Below are 21839 nucleotides of genomic sequence, written 5' to 3' on the forward strand. Positions count from 1 at the left end.
ATTTTTCCACATTAAACGATATGTCTATTGCAAAATAGTTGATGCAGTTTTCATACTGCTTAGCTAACTTATAATCTATAGTGTTGGATCAAACGTATACATCTGTGAAGGATAAGGCGATGCAATCATAGAAATTTATTTATAGAATACAAAACTTTCTCTTTCCACTACATTCATATGAATACCTCACATGAGAAAAATATCTCATATGAAGTCCTTAAACAGAATTTTAATCCAGTAATCAGGAGTAGTTATTAAACAAATTCAGTCTTACCGTGAAATAGGTGTTACAAACCTTATAACAGTAATGAATTTTAGTGGATTAGAACATCATAAAGTTTTTTCATCCTTAGACTGTAAATGATTATTCTTAAATGTACAGTTTCGCTTGTATAAAGATGTACAGAAATGCCTTAAATATCGACAGAAATTCTTTGTTTCTAGATGTGTACTAACGCCTTTCGCTAACGCTGCAGTTGTTGACATACATGTAGTTGAAACGGTTTTGTTACACAAATCCAATTCAACTACATGCATGAAAAAGTAAAAAAATAGTATACACCAGACACCCTTGTACGTATATTTTGGGCTAAAATGGCTTAGTAGCAATAGTTTCCCTAGACTTCCCCAATCATTTTTGGACGTATTTATTCAATCAAAAGTGGACATTTGTAAACTAGCATTTATATTAGACTTATTTGGAAAATATGTAATCCCTGCTTTTAAGTGAAAATTTGATAACTTCAAAAGAGATGATTTTATTTACTGCCATTTCTCCTGAAGAATTTAAGAATGGACAAAAATAAACTCTCACAATTCCTCATTAGTCATCCATGCTACGAGGACGACAGGAATGACTACCAAGAATCATAACCACCCTTCCAAAGGGTGGTTTGCACAAAGGCTATAAGCCTATACTACCGGCCAGCGCCTAAAGGTGCTAGCTTTCAACTACATTCAAGCCTCTATTGTGCCACCCCTGAAGGGCTATTTGTATGACATGCTACCCTTTAAAAGGGTCTGTGTATTCTTTTACACTTAATTTATCTAATGCTATATCGTGTTTTCCTGATCTTGAATATATTTTTTAATTGTCGCTTCATTCAATCCGACCGTACTCACATAATATCCTTCAGGTTCTAGTGCTTCATGAATATCACTTGATTTTTTTAATTGCTTTCTTAAGCTACGTTGTTTTTTTGATGATTTTCTTCTAAATGCAGCTTGATCTTATTTATCATTTCTTCTGTTAGTTTTCTTTTCTTCCTAGGCCCTTTCTTATAACTGGGCTTTTCAACAATTGCTTGAATTAACTCACCAGTATCCATGTTTGAATCTGGTAATTAGTTAGCTTTACTCTGTTCATATTCATTGATGTATTTATTAACAGTTTCACGATTTACACCACCTAATTTCGCGATTTTTCGTCTAGAGTATCCCTCCTGTAAATATAACAATAGTATTGCTTGTTTCTTTTTCAGATTAATCATCTCCCACAATTCTCCCATAACTCTACAAAATTATCAGTATGGATTCATTATAGACTGGCTGGTTTTTTGTAGATTTACAATAAAAATTGACCCACCCCTAAAATAAAAATACAATGCTCTCATGACAAAATGAGAGGGGTTTGTTTAGGGGAATGATTACGATTGAAAAGTGGACAGCAATTCGAGTGCTGAAGCAAGAAGGACATTCTATTCAATCCATTACTAAGTTATTAAGTGTCTCAAGAAATACTGTAAGAAAAGCATTTACATTTGATTCTTTAATGATTTATATACCAATTTGAATGAGATAATTAAACTCTCTCTATCTTAAAATCACACCTAAAACGCAATTACTTATTATTGAAATAAATGAATTTAAGTTGTGTTAACCATTCTTCGAATCTCCACTTTTAATGTAGTAAGTTCCTTCTCAATATATATACGTCCTTGAATTAGTTTACTCTGAAGTTGTCTTAAGTCTTTTGAAGATTCTTTGTCTATTAACATATAAACTTGGGTCAAACTAATCATTATATTAATATCACTCAAAGCATCTTGAATAATTCGATCGAACTGTTTTTGCTCACTACAATAAATTACTTTTAATACCTTTTCCATACAAGTAGTCATTTTTTGTTCTAAAATATAGATAAATCTCTTGGTATCTAGATCCATCTCACTTCCCCCCACCTTCAATATGGTTCTGTACCATGTCTGTCCATGAATAAATGATTTGTCTAATTTATAAAATATCAAAAAAACTGGCGATTAATATTTTATCACATTAGGAAATAAAATCCATATAAAATATTACCTAATATAGGAATTTTTATCCTTTTTCTAATATATAACCTCGTTTTAGCTATATCAAAATAAAAAAAATAGAATACCTCACAGAAAAATGTTATTTTACATACACGAGCTGACTTTCACCGGAACAATTTAGCGTAAATATATATTTTTCATTACCTAACCTAATATTAACATTATATAAACTTCCTATATTGTACATGTATACTTCCGGTTCAAAATCATGTGTGAATTCATAACGATGGGACGCATTTTCAATAGCTGTATATACATAGTCAGCAAAACTATCCGGTTCCATCAAGCACTTATCCCATACTTCCCCCACTTTGTTTCATCCTTAACTATATTATTTTCAAAATCAAATGATAGAGTACTATATTTCATTTCAAATCCCCTTTTTATAATATATCCTGCTTCTATAAATGTGCCTCTCTTATATTGGTAATGGCACTGTACTACACGTCACTTTGTCCATGAAAATGCTGCTTTGCACAATAAAGGTCCTAGCCTACGAGCATTCTTATAATAAAGTAAGTTGAATAAATCCATCATTATTTTCTTTAGAGTTTTCATTATGCTTTATAATCTTGCTTTTTTCCTGTTTTAATTCCGCTTCAATTTCTTTCTCCTCACGTTTAAGCTTTTTTTTCATAAACCATTGCGGTAGCCCTGAAGGGAAATACTTTCTTTCGTAAGCAGTACGTTCTTCTTTATCGATACATCTATATTCATCCCAAAACTTATCTTGAAAAGCTTCTATTTCTTCTTTTGTAAAGTGCGGTAGCTCATAATGCTCCTTGTTTAAAAGTTCTTGTTTTTTATACAACTTTTCTTTTTCTAATTGAACTCGAATACGCTCTTCTTCATTTTTACGTATTCTTTCTTTTTGAATACACAACTCTTCCTGTTGCCTTTGCAATTCTTCTATTTTTAGCTTTCTCTCTAATTTTTGTTCATACTTATCTAGAAGTTCCTTGTAAAATTGAGTTTCTAGGTTCTGTTGCAAAGTTTCTTAAACCTAGTTACAATCTAGAAAAAAGAGGCGAGGAGAATTACACATGCGATATTTTAAAGGAAAACAGTTCAAGAAAGACATTATTTTGGTAGCCGTCGGCTACTACTGTCGTTTTTCTTTAAGCTATCGCGATGTCTCTGAAATTCTGAAAGAACGTGGAGTTTCGATTCACCCAACAACCATCATGCGTTGGGTTCATGAATATGGAAATCTCATTTGTCAGATTTGGAAAAAGAAAAACAAATCTGTACAGCTATCTTGGCACCTGGATGAAACCTATATCAAAGTGAAAGGCGAATGGTGTTATCTCTATCGAGCAATCGATAATGATGGACACACATTGGATATTCAACTTCGCAAAAAACGAGATCATCAAGCGGCATATGCCTTTATGAAAAGACTAGTAAAAACATTTGGAGAACCAACGGTTCTCACAACAGACAAGGCTCCCGCGTTACTTTGCGCGTTCAATAAATTAAGAGAACAAGGCTTTTATAAGCATGCCACCCATTGTACAATCAAGCACTTGAATAATCTCATCGAACAGGATCATAGAGACATATCAAGCGACGTTTTTCCAAATCCGCAGGATTCAAAGTCTTCGCCATGCTTCACGTACATTGAAAGGAATCAAAACCATTCATGCTATCTATAAACAAAACCGCAGTTTGCGACCAAACCGCGGTTTTTCAACGTACAATGAATTGCAAAAATTACTTACAATTGCATAAGATTTAATTGTACTCACCCTAAATTTTTTATCTGTTAAGAAACTTTGCAACAGAACCCTCATTTTTAAGGACATAAAATATTTTAAATTTTTTTCGTTCATATGAACGAAATTTCATTTTATTTTCCTTCTTAAGTTGATGGGCATGTATGGTAACCCCTACATGCCCACCAATAAAACGATAACCCACCTATTTCCTTAGGTAGGTTATCGCTTTATTGCACACTATCAAAGTATACTCTCTTTTTTTTCATAAACTTTATGTAATTATACATATTCGGAACAAATTACACGAAACAAATAATTAATATGGTAAAATAAGTAATGAAAGAGGTGTTTAAAGATGGAGCGAGATGAGATTTATTTACGAGCTAAAAAAAGGGTGGGGAATTTAAAAGCGTTTTACATTCATTTAACGGTCTATATACTAGTCAATCTTATGCTTTTTTTAATAAATGTAACCTCTGACTCAAGTCAATTATGGTTTTTATATCCACTTTGGGGTTGGGGAATAGGTATTGTTATACACGGTTTGACAACTTTTCCATTAGGGATATTCGGAAAAGAGTGGGAAGAACGAAAGATTAAAAAATATATGGAGAAAGATAAGTAAAACTATTTCTGGAATTTATGAATATAAGGGCTTATATCAGAAATTACATTTAAGGGGACCATCAAAAGGGGCTTCTTTTATTTAAACCAATAGCAATTATCGTAGGCGCTGCCGTGATCTTGGTGGCGTCTTGTTTGTTGTTAAGGGATGATAAGGGGTGATAAAAATGCAATTTTATTATGTGTTGTTCCCCCCATGAAAACAAAAATATTATCTGTATAGGCTACACTGAATTAGACAAAAAAATTAAGGTCAAGTAGACTACAACTAATATATTTGAGGAGAATCTACTATGACGAAAAATAAAAGAGAAAGAAGAACCTTTACAGCGGAATTTAAGCACCAAATGGTTCAACTGTATCAAAATGGGAAACCAAGGAAAGACATCATTAAAGAATACGGATTAACACCACATCATTGGATCGGTGGATCAATCAAAATCATACGTCTGGCTCGTTTAAAGAGAAAGATAATAAGACCGCTGAACAATTAGAGTTGGAAGCGTTAAGAAAAGAAAACAAAACAAACAACTTCTTATGGAAAATGATATTTTAAAGTAAGCGGCGCTGATTCTAGGACGAAAGTAAAAGTAGTGAAGAATAACCTACATAAATACTCGATATCAGCAATGTGCAATGTCCTACAATTATCAAGGGCAACGTATTATTATGAAGCCAAACAGGCACAAGATACAGTAGATGAATTGTCACCACTTGTGAAAGAAATCTTCCGAGAGAGCCGTCAGAACTACGGAACACGAAAGATAAAAGTGGAACTACAAAAGTTAGGATATGTGATTTCACGTCGCCGTATTGGACGGATCATGAAGAACCAAGGTTTAGTATCTAACTATACAATTGCACAATTTAAGCCGAAGAGAGTTAACTGTAATGAAGAAAACAGTTCAAACAAACTCGATCGTCAATTCAACCAAAAAGAAGAGTTGGCTGTAGTCGTAAGTGATTTAAGGTTCTGTTGCAAAGTTTCTTAAACCTAGTTACAATCTAGAAAAAGGAGGCGAGGAGAATTACACATGCGATATTTTAAAGGAAAACAGTTCAAGAAAGACATTATTTTGGTAGCCGTCGTTTTTCTTTAAGCTATCGCGATGTCTCTGAAATTCTGAAAGAACGTGGAGTTTCGATTCACCCAACAACCATCATGCGTTGGGTTCATGAATATGGAAATCTCATTTGTCAGATTTGGAAAAAGAAAAACAAATCTGTACAGCTATCTTGGCACCTGGATGAAACCTATATCAAAGTGAAAGGCGAATGGTGTTATCTCTATCGAGCAATCGATAATGATGGACACACATTGGATATTCAACTTCGCAAAAAACGAGATCATCAAGCGGCATATGCCTTTATGAAAAGACTAGTAAAAACATTTGGAGAACCAACGGTTCTCACAACAGACAAGGCTCCCGCGTTACTTTGCGCGTTCAATAAATTAAGGGAACAAGGATTTTATAAGCATGCCACCCATTGTACAATCAAGCACTTGAATAATCTCATCGAACAGGATCATAGACATATCAAGCGACGTTTTTCCAAATCCGCAGGATTTCAAAGTCTTCGCCATGCTTCACGTACATTGAAAGGAATCGAAACCATTCATGCTATCTATAAACAAAACCGCAGTTTGCGACCAAACCGCGGTTTTTCAACGTACAATGAATTGCAAAAATTACTTACAATTGCATAAGATTTAATTGTACTCACCCTAAATATTTATCTGTTAAGAAACTTTGCAACAGAACCCTTTATCTTAAAGATTTTGAAAGTATGGAACACTTTAGGGAAGAACTAGAGAATTATATTTATTATTACAATAATAAAAGGATTAAGGCAAAATTAAAAGGATTGCCTCCTGTAAAATACAGAATTCAATCCTTATTAGCTGTTTAAATATGTGTCTAACTTTTCGGGTCCAGTTCACTTGCGGTAACAGTTACATAAGGCGAGATGTTGGAGCATCTCGTCTTCTTTAGTTTATGCGAAAACTATCTTTATGATACTTCTACACATATTATAACACCAACTATCGTACATGTCATGTGTATTCATCCACTATAGTTAGGGAAATAACACAAAGTATTTTTAATACGAAATCAATTTCGTTCCTGTTTCAAAATACTTTGCAGGAGCATAGCTTTTCCCATTCCGATCCTGAAATTCACTTCCAATATATAGCGAGATAATCATTGCGATAACTCCAATAAAAATCGTTCGTTTCATACGCTGTTTTTTCTTTTTATCCATTCGAAAATTCCCCTTTCTACGTAAAAAAGGCACACCCCATTAAGGAATGTGCCTTTGGTTTATCCATTCAGCTACTAGTTTAAGAAGGATTATATACTTTTATCGATTCAACTAATTATATAATACTATTTAACTAATTTTTATTCTTCATGTAGTACCAGTTTGATAAGTCTGTAATTATGTGTTCTTTTCCAACCCAGTTCCATCCAGGCGTTTGTACAGGGAATGGGAGATCTGCAAGCACCCTTCTCTTCTTAAAGTCATCATACGCGACACCTTTAATTTCTACGTCATTAGTCAGGCACAAGCTCATTTCATTAACACCGGAAGGATTTGTCTCAACATTGAAAGAATACTTTCCATCTTTCGTCTTTAATGGTGCATACCATTTTTGTCCACCATCAATAATTTTCTCTTGTCCATCCCAATATAAAGACTTAGTTGGTCTTTTACTATCAAAGACATGTCCCGTTATTTCAGACAAATACATATTTTTAGGTAAGAATTTTGATGTTAAGCCATTATTAGAAACACTATCTAAATCATATGTTGTTTTTAGTCCTTCATCTGCAAATGGATATTGTGCCGTTGCTTTTGTAAATACAACTGGATAATTGGCATTCCAATCATTTTTATATTTTCCGTTAACTTCATAAGAAAAACCATACCCAGCATGTAGCTTAGATGGTGCTAAATTATCAATACTTCCACTTAATGTTTCATAGAACATTTCTCCCACTGTATCCTCTTTTGACACACGTTCACTTACTGTTTCTACCACACCTTTTACACTCGTTACTCCGCACATCCCTTTTTCATGAGATGGTGCATAGATAGCTGTTTTAATAGGATTATTTTTGTATGTGGTTTCTTCTATATCTAGACGATTACCAGCAGGGTTAATTTCTGCCTGAATTGTTCCTTTCCCCTTATGTTGCCAGCCAAGGTTCAAGGTTTTCTTTTCTCCCTCTGCTAATTTTACCTTTTGTGATACTACTTGTTGTCCGTTATGCTTGAGCACAACTACTGTTTCAGGATTTGCATATTCCGCTTCTAGTGCATCTAACTTTTTAATTTTATTTTTCTCTTTTTCTAACTTCTGCCTTGCTGTATCTAGCCTACTTGCAGCACTATCCAGTCTATTTTCTTCCCAAGAGCAGTCCCTATCATAGTAGTGATCCTTCCCTTCGGCATCTACCTCATGAATTGGATTACGACGACAATAACTTAGACTAGACTGTGCACTATCCCTATCAGATTCAGAACTATTTAATTCTTGCTGGAACTTATTAATATTGTTATTTACCTTTGCTCTATATTGGTCACGTTCCGGTTTAAAATTATCACGTGATACATCTATTCTTGTTTTTATATTCTTTCCTTCTCTTGCTGTTTCTCCTTCAATTCGGTCAGCAGAAAAGTCTATTTTATATTTAAAGTCATCTTCATCTTCTGGATTAGGTGTTACTTCTGTACCACAGTTACCATCTACAATAAAATCAACTGTGTTCTCATTTGAATCCCTTTGAACACCATCAATAATTTTTAATTTTGCAGTATAACGACCACACATTTGTGGCTGCCAACTTACATCTTCTTTCGTAAATCGTCCTGCATCGCCTTCATTTGGTTTTTGATTATCTTTTTGAGCAGTTGAGCGCAGGTAATTTTCCTGATGATGAACTGGTTCACCATTTTTTGTAATATCTAGCATCCACTTCACTCGATTTCGTTCCCCAGCAGCTTTTTGATAAGGATTTACAGTTGTTCCATTTGGATCTCGGTCATTGTATCCCTTATTTTTACTTACATACTCAAAACCGTTAAATGTAAGTTTAACAGGTTCACCTTTTTTCCCACTCATAGCTTTAAAGTCTTTTACTTGAGGTTTACTTGTACGTACATACCACAAGCTATACCTATTTATATCATCTACACCACCAGAACCAGCGTATCCACCAGAAAGATATGCTATGTCTCTAATCCAATAGAAATCTCCATAAGATTCATCTGAAAGTCTATTTTTAATTCTATGTGGAATTATATTTTTTAAGACGAATTCAGGGGTACCCCAATATTTGCTTGCAATTATACCGTTTGTAATTCTCTCCATTTCAGTTATCATTCGATCTCCAACTGTAACTGAAGAATTGGTATAGCCATCATTTGATATACGCACATAAGGTTCTGACTTGTCTACATTTTTGATAAGGTTTTCCTTTGGATTTTCCCAATTGAAAGTACCATTATAAACAGAAGGAAAATGCAAATCTGCTTTATAATTGAACTCTACTGATTTATAACCGCTTCCTGGTCTAAGGAGTTTCCCTTTCAATTGTAATTCAGGTGCTTTTAAAGAGGTATCTTCATTCCCATTATAAAATGGAACATCCCCATTTTTTGCACTAGCTACCGATGGCCATATAAGTATCACAGAAACACAAGTTAATAATATCTTATTTCGCAGTATCATAACATCTCTCCTTTAAACATAAAAAAGACACACCTGTACCTTGTTAGGTACGTAAGGTGTGTCCTTTACGTAAATAAATCACTTATATTAATTTGTTATTATATTACATATTTAAATATTTTGAATCAAACTGTAAATCACAATAATATTATACACGTACTTGAATGTACATCATATGATCAGCAGTAGAATGCCCTACACGAACTTTATATTTTCCTATTTCATAATTATTGATTTCTTGAGCATCAACTGTTTCCTGAATTTCTTTATCTAGAACTAAATCTGAATTTAACAAAGTAGTCCACTTTTTAGCTAACTCAATTGTTGCTTCGTTATTATCTAGGAAAATAATTTTAAAATCATTCTCACTTACCGCGTCAATGTATACTTGTGCACCTATTGTACCTGCTGGCAAGTACATATTTTTATCAAGCAGTCTAATCGTTCCATTTAAATCTGCATATTTAAGATTAGTACCATATTTACTATTCACACTCTTAATCAGATTTTGAGCATCATTAGAAATAGATTTCTGTGCAATTTGTTTATTCATAGCAATTGGATTATAAGTAACATCTTCTGCAGTTAAACCTTTGTCTAAAATCGTTGGTAAATTAGTTTCAGGTTTTGAATCTGGCTTCACTTCTGGTTTTTCCTCTGGTTTCGTTTCAGGTTTTGGATCTGGCTTCACTTCTGGTTTTTCCTCTGGTTTCGTTTCAGGTTTTGGATCTGGCTTCACTTCTAGTTTTTCTTCTGGTTTCATTTCAGGTTTTGGATCTGGCTTCACTTCTAGTTTTTCTTCTGGTTTCATTTCAGGTTTTGGATCTGGCTTCACTTCTGGTTTTTCTTCTGGTTTCATTTCAGGTTTTAGATCTGGCTTCATCTCTGGTTTTGTTTCTTTTTCAACTGCATTAATAGAGTTGAATAAGAACTGGCTATACTGTTCACGAGTTACATGCATTTGTGGTGAATATTTATTACTTCCTGTACCAGCTGTAACACCGTTTTCCCCTAATGCATTAATTGCATTATATGCCCAAGAGTTTTTATCCACATCTGTGAATGATGTTGATTTAGTAGCTTTGAATTTGAAAGCATTTGTAAGTACTTGCGCCATCTGCTCGCGGGTTAAAATATCATCTGGACCATATTTCCCTTCACCATAACCAGCAACAAGACCCTCTTTAGCAAGTGCTAAGATTTCTTTTTCGAACATGTGCCCTTTAATATCTGTAAATGGATTTTTGAAACTAGCATCTACATCTGCTGGTTTTACGTACGCATAAATCATACGAGCAACTTGCCCACGAGTTATATTATCACCAAAACCAAAAACATTATTTCCATATCCAGCTACTATTTTACGATTTACTAAATCATAGATTGCTTTTGTAGACCAGTGATTTGCTGGCACATCATTGAATTTTAATGAATCCATGTTATCAGCCTTAGCTGTAAATGCTCCTGCTCCTAATAAAGATGTTCCCATAATTGTTAGTGCTGTTGCTGTTTTTAAAAATTTATTTGCCATTGTTTGCTCCTCCAATAGATTCATTTCCCATAGATTCTTTTATTGTACCTAAGGTGAATATAAAATCCAAATAATTTAACATATTAATTTATAGATTTTATATTAACATATAGTTTTTTGCCTTTTTATACGTATTCTTATTTTCAACGGAAATAGATTTGTCCCATTCCATCTTTGTTTGCCCATATCGGTGCTTTCACATTGTCTATCCCTATCATTTTAAAAATAAAAAAGTGATGTTTGACTTTTATCCTAAAATTCAATGGCTGATTATGATCTACGCGCCCTTTCGTATATTCATATTTCCATCCATCCATATTCTGCTCTTTCATTTTCTTCTCTATATCAGGAATTAAATTTACATTTTCCCCTTCATACGTGTACTGAAAACCACCTGTTTGTTCTGCTAATTCTACTGTACTAGAAGCAAAATCATGTGCCTTTATTAACTGCATTCCATACAGTACTCCTTCTGGTATAAGAGTTATTAATAATAAAGAAAGCGTTAGAAAAAGCGCTGTTGTTATTGTATTTTGCATTTCTTACACACCTACTTTTTCTTATTTATTTCACGTTTCCTCCGGTTTTCTTATTATCAGAATCTGCTTCATAAATATATATGTGTTTTGCGTTACTCTTAATATTGCCTTTCTTTTCATCAAATTGTTTAGTATAACTAGAAGCTTCTGCTTCCCCTTCAACCGCAATCATTGCAGGTTGCTCTTGTACAGCATGTACAGAAAACTCTCGTTTTGATGCCGGATCCTTAAATGTTGCATTTTGTTTATAGGACTTTTCAAACTCATTCTTTGCAATTACTGGATCAATAGCAATTTCTTCTTGGACCCGTAAAACACCAACTTTTACGGCTTTATCCATTGCTGTACTTCCAGCACGTTCTAATGCAGACTTATTATCGGTATGTGTTGTATCGCCAATAATCATATCCGTCATTAAGAATAAACAACCAACAAATAATAATAGTGAGGCGGCACCTATAATAAATTTTTGCATCCCTCTTCACCCTTCCTTAATTTTCAAACTTCCGAAATCGAAATCCACTTAAAATGGAACTTTTTTTTGGGTTCAACAATTGATTCGGTAGCAATAACTCTGCTATTTCCTTCATAATTCCTTCTAGCTCTTTATAATAGTTCCGACTAGATAGTAACGTACTACTATTTAATTGAGATTCAAATACATCTTCTATCTCACATGGTGGTAAAGCAGTTAATAACTTATCTCCAAAACATTCTTCTACTACTTCATGCTTTAAAAGTGCAGGAGAAAACTTATTCCCAATGATTTTCGTTTTCTCTAAAGCTAAGTAGGAAACGAGCTTTCTCTCTTTTTGTGTAAGAGGATGCGCTATCTTTAGCAATTGATGCAGATCTGGTTCCGCTACAAAGAAGATATAATCTGCTATTTCACATATCTCATGGAATAAATCTTTATCCCAATCGCTCCCTGCATCAATAATAGATAAAGATGCTTCTTGGTTAGCCAATAAAACCTTAATAAAATGGTCGAAGTCCTGCTCAGTTTCATTTTTTAAATCTTGGTCTACAATAGGATTCTTTACGATATAGTTTATTCTTCCTTGCTTCCACTTTTGAATTGATAATATATCAGATTCCTTCTGTAACATCTCCTTATAGCGCTGCAACATAAATTCACTACGATAGTTTTCTGGTGCTTCTGTATATCCCTTTAGTAACGGAAACGTATAGCCATCATCATATAGATTTTCTATATAATTCACATCAATCTGTAGTTCATTTAAATACGCAGCTAAAAGATGTGAAACAAAAGTAGCACCACTTCTTCTGTTCATACTGGCCACAACAATTGTTCTTCTTGGAATGGCAATACCAATTTGTTTTTCATATACCGGCTCAAAAGCCAATTTATACTGTTTTTTTATAATAGTTCCTTTTGCCGTCTCCTCTGGAATAGACTTACGCTTTTGTTTATTTATAAAATTAGGGGCAAGTTCACTGTTACCTACTTCCTCTTCTTCCTTACCAACAGGAACCTCAGGCAACTTTGTTAGTTGTGGCGCCTGACTTGCTCCTACAATTTCTGCTACATTTTTAATATCCGGTTCCTGCAGCAGTTGTGGGATGACTTTATTATCAATATCAATTTTACGAGAGTTAAAAATATCATAGATACCTAGATAAATCAGTTTCGCCAAAAACTCATCATCATTTTCACGCTCTGTAAATACCACTATACGAATATCCCGATTAAAGCGAATATCTCTTAGTTTCTGTAAGATAATCAATTCACGTTTCTCTTCATGCCCCGCATCAATATTTAGTCGTTTGTCATTAATACATAGAATATTGGGATGTTCCGTATCTAGAATTTCATCTAGGTACTTGATGTGCATTACATCACTATCAGCTACTTCAAATCCCGCACCAATAAAATCCTCACGTAAATATGCCGTATATACAGTATCACTAATAGCTAAAACAATTTTTTTCACCATAGTTGACCTCCTACAAACTCTAACGTTGGAGTAAAATCATATTTTCAATTGGAATTTGTGTCTGAAGATGAACCTTCCCAATAATCTCATTTAGAATATACTCCATTTCAACTTGTTCCATTGGACGTGGAGCACCAAAATCAGAATTTAACTTTACTCGTATTTCTAATCGATCTTGTATCTCATACATTGGTGTATCAAGATAAAGAATACTGTAGTATAAAACACCCTCATCAATATTTTTTTGAATCATATCCTTTGTTTGATGAATAAATGTAACCTCTGCAACCTCAATAAAAGGATCATCAATTGTAACTTTACTATTCCAATTTAGATTCCAGATCTCACAATGTTCTTCTGCATGCACAACAACTCCATTTATTGAAGGCGTAATAGCAAAAAGACGATCTACAGGAACTTTGGTTAACGAGGTAATATCACCTTTCTCTAATTCAAAACCTTTTTCCAATCGCTCATGTTCAAAAGCACATTCAGCACCAGCAAATGCAATTTCACAAAATACTTGTTCTAGTAATGGACGAATCCCCTCATATGTTCGTATGGCAAACACACAAAACTCCTGTGTTTCATCTGTTCGAATGATTTCGTATAATTCAAATTCAGATGCATTTGCTAAGGCAAAAGGAATATCTTTTATAAAGTTCGGATCCATATATAAATTGTCCGGAATTTGTGTTTCAGGATGATGTATAAATTCTAGGCAAAGTTGATACCCTTTTAAAAACGCATTCTTAGCTGCTGCTGGGAATAAAGTTTCAAAACGTTTTACATTGTTTTTAAATTTTTGCTCTTCAACTTCGTTATTAAATTCTCTTTCTTGTAAGATATTCGTTCTATTACCTAACTGCAAAAAATAATGATTAATCATACGATTAATACTTTCCTCAAATGTTGTATTATCCTCACAATACTTTATAAATCTCTTTTTACTCAGGTTTACAATTTCATTCATAGTCCTGGATTCTCCCTCTCAAATGTTATATATACAAAAAAAGACACACCAATGGCAGGTTATGTGCCTTCGGTGTGTCCGTTTAGCTAGAAATCAAATCTATTAATTTGTATATTAATCTTGAATAATTATCATTCACACATAAGAATAAAGCTATAATTTTTAAAAGTCAATAGCTTTATTGCATCCTTGTGCACATATATTTATTCCTCTTTCTCTATACTTCCATGTATCTAATCTCAAAAATACAGTTAATTACACAAACTTCTATATTAATCAAACAATTTTTAGAATAATACAATGTACAGAAGATTATTTAGTTAAAATCTGCAATTATTATAACAAAATCTCGTAATTTTATTTACGATTAAATTTTTAAAACTGCTTAACATACAATCGCCCCCATATTAATATTATGTAAACAATAAAAGCCCCTTTTATTAAGTACACTCACATTCATATATAAACTGACATTAATATGTAGAGAAAAATCCAAGGAGAATTGTTAATTTCATATCAACATTTTAATAGAATAAGTATATATATTAGATATTATTAACACCTTATAAGATACACTTCTTAACAGAAAAAATTATAAATAACCATCTGTTAATAGCAATATACATTTAGATTTTTATCATCTTAATGTAGAAAAACTATTACATTTCAATAAATTCTTTTAACACACTACTATATTTAAGAAATTACTCCAATAGATCTGGAGCTTTCGTATAAATAACTATAATCTTTATATACAATTGAACTTTCAAAACTACATTATATCTGTTATTGATGTCATATGAACAAGAAAAACCCACTTTTAATCAAAAACTCACATTGACATATCAACCGACATTGATATGTCAATCAAAAATCAGAGAGAAATGTTAATTTTATATCAACAGTTTTTATGTAATATATACAAATACTCACCAACAATCTAAAAAAACGTTTGACAGTAATATTATTAATAGCTATTGATTCTATAATATAAACATTTAGTAAATTAATTACTTATTAACAAAATATAAAACTTCTAATCAAATACAAATTTCAATCTATTAATAAACTATCACATTAACATTTTATCTTTTGGGTTAACATGAAATTGACAACAGAATATAGTAAAATACTTAAATTCAATCTTATGTTAATGATAGTGGTGCAGGTATTTGCAACAGATTCAACCAATAATTATATATATGTTAATTATACACACTAAATTAAACAATTATACATTCAGATCCTTGTCACTTTCATTTAAACTAAATTTTACATGTCATTCAAATCTTTTAGCGTACTACTATATTTAAATGCTCACTTCAAGAAACCTGGAACTTTTGTACAAAATACCATAATCTTTATATACAATTCAACTTTCAAAACTACATTATCCCTGTTATTGATGTAATATGAACAAGGAAAGCCCCTTTCGAAATACGCACTCACATTTACATATCGACCGACATTGACATGTAATCATAAACCCTCCAGTAAATGTTAATTTTATATCAACAAATTCGACGCATAAAGCATAAATACTCATTAACAACTCTATAGGAAAACAATCTGTTAATAGAAACATTGTTAATAGCTATTAATTCGGTAACTTAAAATTATAATAAATAAATTAATCACTACAAGATATACAACTTCTAATCATGTGCCAAGTTCAATCTATCAATAATCTATATGAAACTATCGTATTAACATTTCATACTTTTAGTTAACATGAAATTGATAATAGAATATAGTAAGGTGTTTAAATATCGATCTCATGTTAATGATAGCAGAGTAGATTTAAGGGATTATACATTCAGATCCTCGCCGCTTTCGTTTAAACTAACTTTTACATGTCAATCAAACCTTTTAGCGTACTACTATATTTAAATGATCACTTCAAGAGGCCTGGAGTTTTTGTACACAAAACTATAATCTTTTTATACAATTGAACTCTCAAAACTACATTATCTTTGTTATCGATGTCATATGAACAAGAAATAACGCCTTCACAATGCGCAATAACATTTACATATCAACCGACATTGACATGTAACCATTAACCTTAGAGTGAAATGTTAATTTCATGTCAATAAATTCAATACAATAAGTATAAATACCCATTAATAACCCTATAAAAACAGTTTATAATAGGGATATTATTAATAGCTATTAATTCTGTAACATGAACTTATAATAAATTAATTACTTACTAACAAGATATGACATTTCTAATCATGTATAAAGTTCAATTTATCAATTACCTATATAAAACTACTCTATTAAAATTTCCTCTTTTTAGTTAACATGAAATTGATAATAAATAATAGCAATGCGTTTAAATATCGATCTCATGTTAATAATAGGAGTGTAGATGTTTGTAACGGAATTGGTCAATAATTAACCACATGTTAGTTCCTCCACTAAATTAAGCAATATTACAGAGGGATTAAAAGACTTATTCAGTTAATTTGAATGAGTCTTTCATATATTTGATCCCATATAAATAAGACGCTTTAATAAGAACACCACCAATACAGCGATAACTAATGATAGTTCAGTTAACAAGACATTGATATTTATTTGCCAAAAACCCTTTCTATGTCAATCTCACATCTCATGTTAATGTCAGTAGGGGTTGAAACTCCATCCAAATTGATTATTTTCCACCTTTAACAAAAGCTATCCTGTTGAAAATTAAACAAATGACATCTTGAGATTGTTTGAAAGTCACAAGTGTTAACGCAGTGACATAAATCTATCTCAAATATTTCATACACTATTAAAATACTCGTAAATATCCTATTGATCATGACATAGAGTGGACATTAAACCTTAAAGTGGATTCACAATAATTCTAATCCTATATTCCTAGCTATATTTGTCCTCATAAAATACTACTAATTTGGTTATATTATTACCTTTTTTTCTAGCTATTATACATTATAATTTAAATTCCCTAGCTTACGTCAGCTTATTTTCTGCACTATCATTGATTATCTCCTCATAACTTGTTTACAAAATACCTATATTTCCTTATCATTAGTATTAAGTAACGTGTTTTGTTAATCTCATGGCAACTATCATTAATCCTGCTAACATAAAAGATAGAGTTATCCATTGATAGAACATTGCCATTTATATACTTAGGGGTGACAATAGCATCAACAAATTAAGCGTATTCTATATCAATAGTTAATGTTCTGTTAACAAACATTCGATTACATGTTAATTTTATATTTCATGTGAGCCACTGAATGCATAGGGATTTGCATACATATTAGCGAAATACTACCTAACATGTTAATTTCAGTCCACATGTTAATGTCAAATTGAGTGTTCATGAGCTGATTTTTAAGGAGGTTGTTACAATGATTGAACAAAAAAGCGAATCACAAGACCATCAAATTAACGATGATGACATATTAGATGATAATATTTTTGAAAAGGCATGGCGAATAACTGAATTCTCTAAACTAGTTGGACGTCATCACAATACCGTTTATAATTGGTTCAATATTTTAGAGGAAAAAGGGCTCCACGAAACGTTAAGAACCCAAAATACAAATGAAAAACTTTATAATACATTAGATCTTGAAATTGCTCTATTTATTAAGCAGAAAAGGGATGAGAAATGGTCTTTAGATGCAATTATTGACCTATTACCACACCAATTCGATTTAAGACCTGTATCATTAGAAAATCAATCAAATGAAGTGTCTACTGAATTAAACCTTCAGGCCACTGCAGAAATCATTGAAAAATTGGTAGCTAAACAGTTAGAAGAAAAAATAAAACATATTGAGTCTCGTTACGAAGAGAGGGTAGACAGTATACTTAAACAGTTACCACAACCCGAAGATGCAGAAACCATAAAATTACGACAGCGCCAAGATAGACTTGATAATTTCATTATTGAGCATAGGGCACGTCAGGAGTTAAGAAAGCAGGCAGAAGGCCTGTGGAATAGTAAAGCTGCAGAGGAACGTACTAGAAAGGTAGGATGGTTTAAAAAAGAGGAAGATTTGGGTAAAAAACAACTCTTCATTGAACAGTATATACAGGATAATATAATTGATTATATTAAATCTCTTATGAATTCTGTGGAATAATAAAAAAAGTCTGGAACTTAGTCCAGACTTTTTTTATTATTTTGTAGTACCAAACATCTTATCTGGATCTAGAAAATCTGCTAAATCTTCATCTTCATTTGCTCCAGCATTATTATTTTCTTCGTCACTACCCATATCGATAAAATCTCCAAATGCAAAACCTAAATCCTCATCCTCATCAATACTCTCGATAGTACTAATTTGAGACTTTGTAAACTGAATTTGTCTTTGTCTTTCTTTAAACTCATTAAATTCTTCAACTAATCCTTTAGATAATCTCGATGGTAATGCATCAGTTTTATAGAACGTATATACACTTCCTAAGAAATCATTTTTACTTACCAAATATCCATTAAAAACTGTACCGTTTATAGGTAGATTATTTGAAACTTCTACCTTAGCATCATCCATAAAGGAATCATTAATGTTTTTTTGCTCATCTAAGATAGCAAGCATACCAAAATGATGTACTTTTGACGCTTCTACAGAACCGTCGTTATTCTTCTTCATCAAATCAATTGGCGGATGGAAAGAGCTACCACTTAATGATTCTTGGAACATCTCGATAATTGCATGACTATTTTCTATCTGGTTCATATTACGTGAAACCTTATTAATTACTAAACAGCCCGTTTTCTCAAGTAAAATACGCTTAAAGTCTTGAGAATCAAGTATTACAGATGTACCAGATCCATTGGCAGCGGTATTTAACTCATGAATGATTTCACTAATGCGTTGATTCGCATAATCTCGTGAATTGGCGATACCTTTTTTCTCATTTTCATTTAATTCCTTAAATTCATCGTAGAAGTGCTGGTTATCAGCAAATACTACAAAGGCTACACCTTTGGATTTATCATTTGCTAATTTCCAAATCTCCTGTGAAAATTTATTTACTTGTCGTAATACATCCGGCCCATCTGCTCGGACAGGAAGTGTTACAACAATCCCCATTTTAATAAAATCTTTGCGCTCAATAGCATTTTCAAAGGCAATTCGCGCAAACTTTGCTTGATTTGCTTTGATTTCAGACATTGGATATTGCTGAGCAACTTTTTGTAATTCTTGTCTGATTACTGGTTTATTATGAAAAGCCGAAAATTCTTCAATAGCTTTAATGATTGTAGAAGTTCCTGTTCCTCCACCTAAACCTGCAAAGAATAAAACAAGTTCATCAGAAGGTCTTACACGTTCAGTAATAAATTCTTTTAATTTATCTTTTGCTTCCTCATTTGAATCAAGAACTTTTAACGCACGCTCAGGGTTCTTACCTAAACCACCTAATTTAAGTGAAACTTGATTACTTTTTGGTACATTTTTTAATTCAGCTAGATCTCCATCATTACTATTTAGTGCTAAGCAATTATATACTGCTGTGCCATCTGTATGTGTATATTCCGCAAATTTATCTACCATTCTAGTACCAGCTTGACCAAATCCAACCATTGTCATTTTAACTGCTACTTCATTTTTCAAGAAGTTTTTTGCCATTATTTTATCTCTCCTTATTTACCTTTTTTCTTTTCCCTAACTCAATAAGTACTTGTTGCCCTCTATAAGTTGAGATTAAAAATTTATATGGATGCATAGTCTTTTCATAGATTAAAGACATTGATGATAGCGTACTCACACTTATTTCTGCTGAACGTCTAGATATATTTGTACGTTCAACTTCTAATGAATAGGATTTACCTTTTTTCTTCTTTACTCTCCTATCAATAACTACATTTTCCACTATTTCATTAATCGATATGCCTCTCATGTACTTTGTCTCTTGAAATTGTTTATTTACTACGTTTCCTATGTATAGAAATACACTGTAGAGTATCTCATCTTGTTCGAGTATATCAGCAAACATGTTTACTACTTCATCTGCAAACTTGATTGTTTGATATTTTTCACTTAAAACCTCGTTCAAGTTGTCCCCCCCTTAAAACATTGGTTAATTATTCCTAGAAACATAGTACATCATTACACGTCGTATATCAAGTCATTATAAATAAAACTTGTATATAGGTCTTATATATAAGACTTATATTAATAAATTCATAAAGAATCCATGTTTTATAAGGATTTATATATACAGCGTATATATAACGCGTATACATGTTATATCAATCTTAAATTTCATGTGATTTACATTTTAATTAATTGTAATAAAACACTGTAGAAAAAACTGATAAAAACACATGAAAAATCACTCCTTTTTATTAACATGACACTCACAAAAATATGTATACGACTTATATATAAGTTTTATATATAAGTCGTATACATAAACGCTTTTATAACAACAATAAATCAAATTTAATTTACAATAATTATATGATATTATTTTATATGAGCTGTATAAATAAGTTTCATATATAACTCTTACTTATACAGCTTATATAAATCGCATCTAAAATATTCAATATCCAAGCACCTACTATCATACGCGTGTATATATTTTACTAAAGAGATTTCATGGAGATCTTATAACAATTCACACTAAGTTTTTTTATTACTTAATTGGTTTGAAGGGATCTATCTCTTATAAGGACGATAATTGTTAATGTTATGTTAATGCGCTGTTCTTTACCTAGTACTTGTTAGTTCACATGAATGTATATGTTGACAGAAAAAATATGCTCTGTGCCTCATTTGAATACAATTCTATGTCAATTTCAGTCACTCTTAGGAAGCCGTTAGAAGAGGCTGTTAATTTCATATGAACAACAGCAACCATCTCAGATTATAATTAACATATTAAAAAGAGAGCCAGCGGTTAAGCTGACTAATGCAATAGTCCTTAAAATTCCTGTAAATAATCTCTTAAACTAAGACATTCTAATAGTATTATGCTAAAAAATGCATCACTGCTATGAAAAAGAAATATTTCTGTAAATTGGATTACTAACAGAAAATCCTTATCTTATTAACATCAAAGTGATACTTACATTACACTAAAAGTTTTATTAATTTAGTACGAATAATGATAGCAATTAGAACTTCACATAAAATTAACAACTAATTGATTTCATGTGAATGGAACCTTCATGTTAAGTACATGTAGACACATTTTTAACGTACCAACAATTATGTAGAAACACTCATTATTTTTTTGTCTAAATGAATTACTAAGTATAATAAGATAAAAATTACCTAAAAGAATAAGTCGAATTTTTACAATGAATCAGTAACAAAAGTAGGAGCGGGCACTTCAACAAAGAGTTTACTTTCTAAAAAAATATAGAGAAAACTCCTCTTTATAATTCTTGAATAATTGTAATCAATCAAAATGTTATTATTTCTATCTAATAAATGTTAGGACGTCATAACATTATTTTTA

The 21839-nt window shown here is 32.0% G+C and carries 16 protein-coding genes and 5 pseudogenes; 7 read left to right on the forward strand and 14 right to left on the reverse strand.

Annotation, left to right across the window (positions count from 1 at the left end):
- Positions 1–1003 precede the first annotated feature (1003 nt).
- Positions 1004–1134 (reverse strand): annotated as a pseudogene (locus QCI44_RS30435) (IS200/IS605 family transposase); the annotation flags it as partial.
- Between the two features lie 209 nt (positions 1135–1343).
- Positions 1344–1490 carry a helix-turn-helix domain-containing protein gene (locus QCI44_RS30440; protein WP_016135701.1) on the reverse strand — a complete coding sequence of 49 codons (147 nt, stop codon included), beginning with the start codon at positions 1488–1490 and terminating at the stop codon, positions 1344–1346.
- A 152-nt stretch (positions 1491–1642) separates the two neighbouring features.
- Here QCI44_RS30440 and QCI44_RS30445 point away from each other — a divergent pair, with 152 nt between their 5' ends.
- Complete coding sequence (locus QCI44_RS30445) at positions 1643–1792, forward strand: helix-turn-helix domain-containing protein (RefSeq protein ID WP_154214404.1); 150 nt, start codon at positions 1643–1645, stop codon at positions 1790–1792.
- A gap of 73 nt (positions 1793–1865) precedes the next feature.
- Here QCI44_RS30445 and QCI44_RS30450 read toward each other — a convergent pair whose 3' ends face one another.
- The 3 genes from QCI44_RS30450 to QCI44_RS30460 all read right to left on the reverse strand — a co-directional run bounded on the left by QCI44_RS30450 (position 1866) and on the right by QCI44_RS30460 (position 3306).
- Positions 1866–2165 carry a hypothetical protein gene (locus tag QCI44_RS30450; RefSeq protein WP_016135702.1) on the reverse strand — a complete coding sequence of 100 codons (300 nt, stop codon included), beginning with the start codon at positions 2163–2165 and terminating at the stop codon, positions 1866–1868.
- A gap of 229 nt (positions 2166–2394) precedes the next feature.
- Positions 2395–2625, reverse strand: a complete 231-nt coding sequence (locus QCI44_RS30455) for a hypothetical protein (protein WP_016135703.1) — start codon at positions 2623–2625, stop codon at positions 2395–2397.
- A 195-nt stretch (positions 2626–2820) separates the two neighbouring features.
- On the reverse strand, positions 2821–3306 hold the full coding sequence (locus tag QCI44_RS30460; RefSeq protein WP_016135704.1) for a hypothetical protein: 486 nt from the start codon (positions 3304–3306) through the stop codon (positions 2821–2823).
- Positions 3307–3358: 52 nt separating this feature from the next.
- Here QCI44_RS30460 and QCI44_RS30465 point away from each other — a divergent pair.
- From QCI44_RS30465 to QCI44_RS30485, 5 genes and pseudogenes are all read left to right on the forward strand, one after another.
- Positions 3359–4046, forward strand: a pseudogene (locus tag QCI44_RS30465) (IS6 family transposase).
- Between the two features lie 342 nt (positions 4047–4388).
- A complete protein-coding gene (locus QCI44_RS30470) occupies positions 4389–4658 on the forward strand; it encodes a 2TM domain-containing protein (protein ID WP_016135706.1) in 270 nt (89 codons plus the stop codon).
- Positions 4659–4950: 292 nt separating this feature from the next.
- Positions 4951–5631, forward strand: a pseudogene (locus QCI44_RS30475) (IS3 family transposase); the annotation flags it as partial.
- A gap of 60 nt (positions 5632–5691) precedes the next feature.
- Positions 5692–6365 (forward strand): annotated as a pseudogene (locus QCI44_RS30480) (IS6 family transposase).
- A gap of 41 nt (positions 6366–6406) precedes the next feature.
- Positions 6407–6568, forward strand: a pseudogene (locus tag QCI44_RS30485) (IS3 family transposase); the annotation flags it as partial.
- Positions 6569–6760: 192 nt separating this feature from the next.
- On the opposite strand, the gene QCI44_RS30490 reads toward QCI44_RS30485, so the two are convergent.
- The 7 genes from QCI44_RS30490 to QCI44_RS30520 form a co-directional block, all read right to left on the reverse strand.
- Positions 6761–6922 (reverse strand): hypothetical protein, encoded by a 162-nt coding sequence (locus tag QCI44_RS30490; protein WP_000358415.1) that lies wholly within the window; start codon positions 6920–6922, stop codon positions 6761–6763.
- 133 nt (positions 6923–7055) lie between these two features.
- A complete protein-coding gene (locus tag QCI44_RS30495) occupies positions 7056–9395 on the reverse strand; it encodes a hypothetical protein (RefSeq protein WP_353811651.1) in 2340 nt (779 codons plus the stop codon).
- A gap of 148 nt (positions 9396–9543) precedes the next feature.
- Positions 9544–10926, reverse strand: coding sequence for an S-layer homology domain-containing protein (locus QCI44_RS30500; RefSeq protein ID WP_353811652.1), 1383 nt, complete (start codon positions 10924–10926; stop codon positions 9544–9546).
- A 143-nt stretch (positions 10927–11069) separates the two neighbouring features.
- The gene (locus QCI44_RS30505) at positions 11070–11465 is read right to left on the reverse strand and encodes a DUF4320 family protein (RefSeq protein ID WP_016135713.1); all 396 of its coding nucleotides are present in this window, start codon (positions 11463–11465) and stop codon (positions 11070–11072) included.
- Between the two features lie 25 nt (positions 11466–11490).
- Complete coding sequence (locus QCI44_RS30510) at positions 11491–11940, reverse strand: hypothetical protein (RefSeq protein WP_016135714.1); 450 nt, start codon at positions 11938–11940, stop codon at positions 11491–11493.
- Between the two features lie 16 nt (positions 11941–11956).
- Positions 11957–13423, reverse strand: a complete 1467-nt coding sequence (locus tag QCI44_RS30515) for a hypothetical protein (RefSeq protein ID WP_016135715.1) — start codon at positions 13421–13423, stop codon at positions 11957–11959.
- A gap of 19 nt (positions 13424–13442) precedes the next feature.
- Positions 13443–14396, reverse strand: a complete 954-nt coding sequence (locus QCI44_RS30520) for a hypothetical protein (protein ID WP_016135716.1) — start codon at positions 14394–14396, stop codon at positions 13443–13445.
- A 3371-nt stretch (positions 14397–17767) separates the two neighbouring features.
- On the opposite strand from QCI44_RS30520, the gene QCI44_RS30525 reads away from it, so the two are divergent.
- Complete coding sequence (locus QCI44_RS30525) at positions 17768–18508, forward strand: MerR family transcriptional regulator (protein WP_016135717.1); 741 nt, start codon at positions 17768–17770, stop codon at positions 18506–18508.
- Between the two features lie 36 nt (positions 18509–18544).
- Here the strand turns inward: QCI44_RS30525 and QCI44_RS30530 are convergent, their stop codons facing one another.
- Complete coding sequence (locus QCI44_RS30530; RefSeq protein WP_016135718.1) at positions 18545–19999, reverse strand: FtsZ/tubulin family protein; 1455 nt, start codon at positions 19997–19999, stop codon at positions 18545–18547.
- Between the two features lie 4 nt (positions 20000–20003).
- Complete coding sequence (locus QCI44_RS30535) at positions 20004–20426, reverse strand: hypothetical protein (RefSeq protein WP_016089810.1); 423 nt, start codon at positions 20424–20426, stop codon at positions 20004–20006.
- Between the last annotated feature and the right edge of the window lie 1413 nt (positions 20427–21839).

Origin of the sequence: Bacillus cereus group sp. RP37 (genome assembly GCF_040459695.1) — a bacterium.
Classification (GTDB): Bacteria; Bacillota; Bacilli; order Bacillales; family Bacillaceae_G; genus Bacillus_A.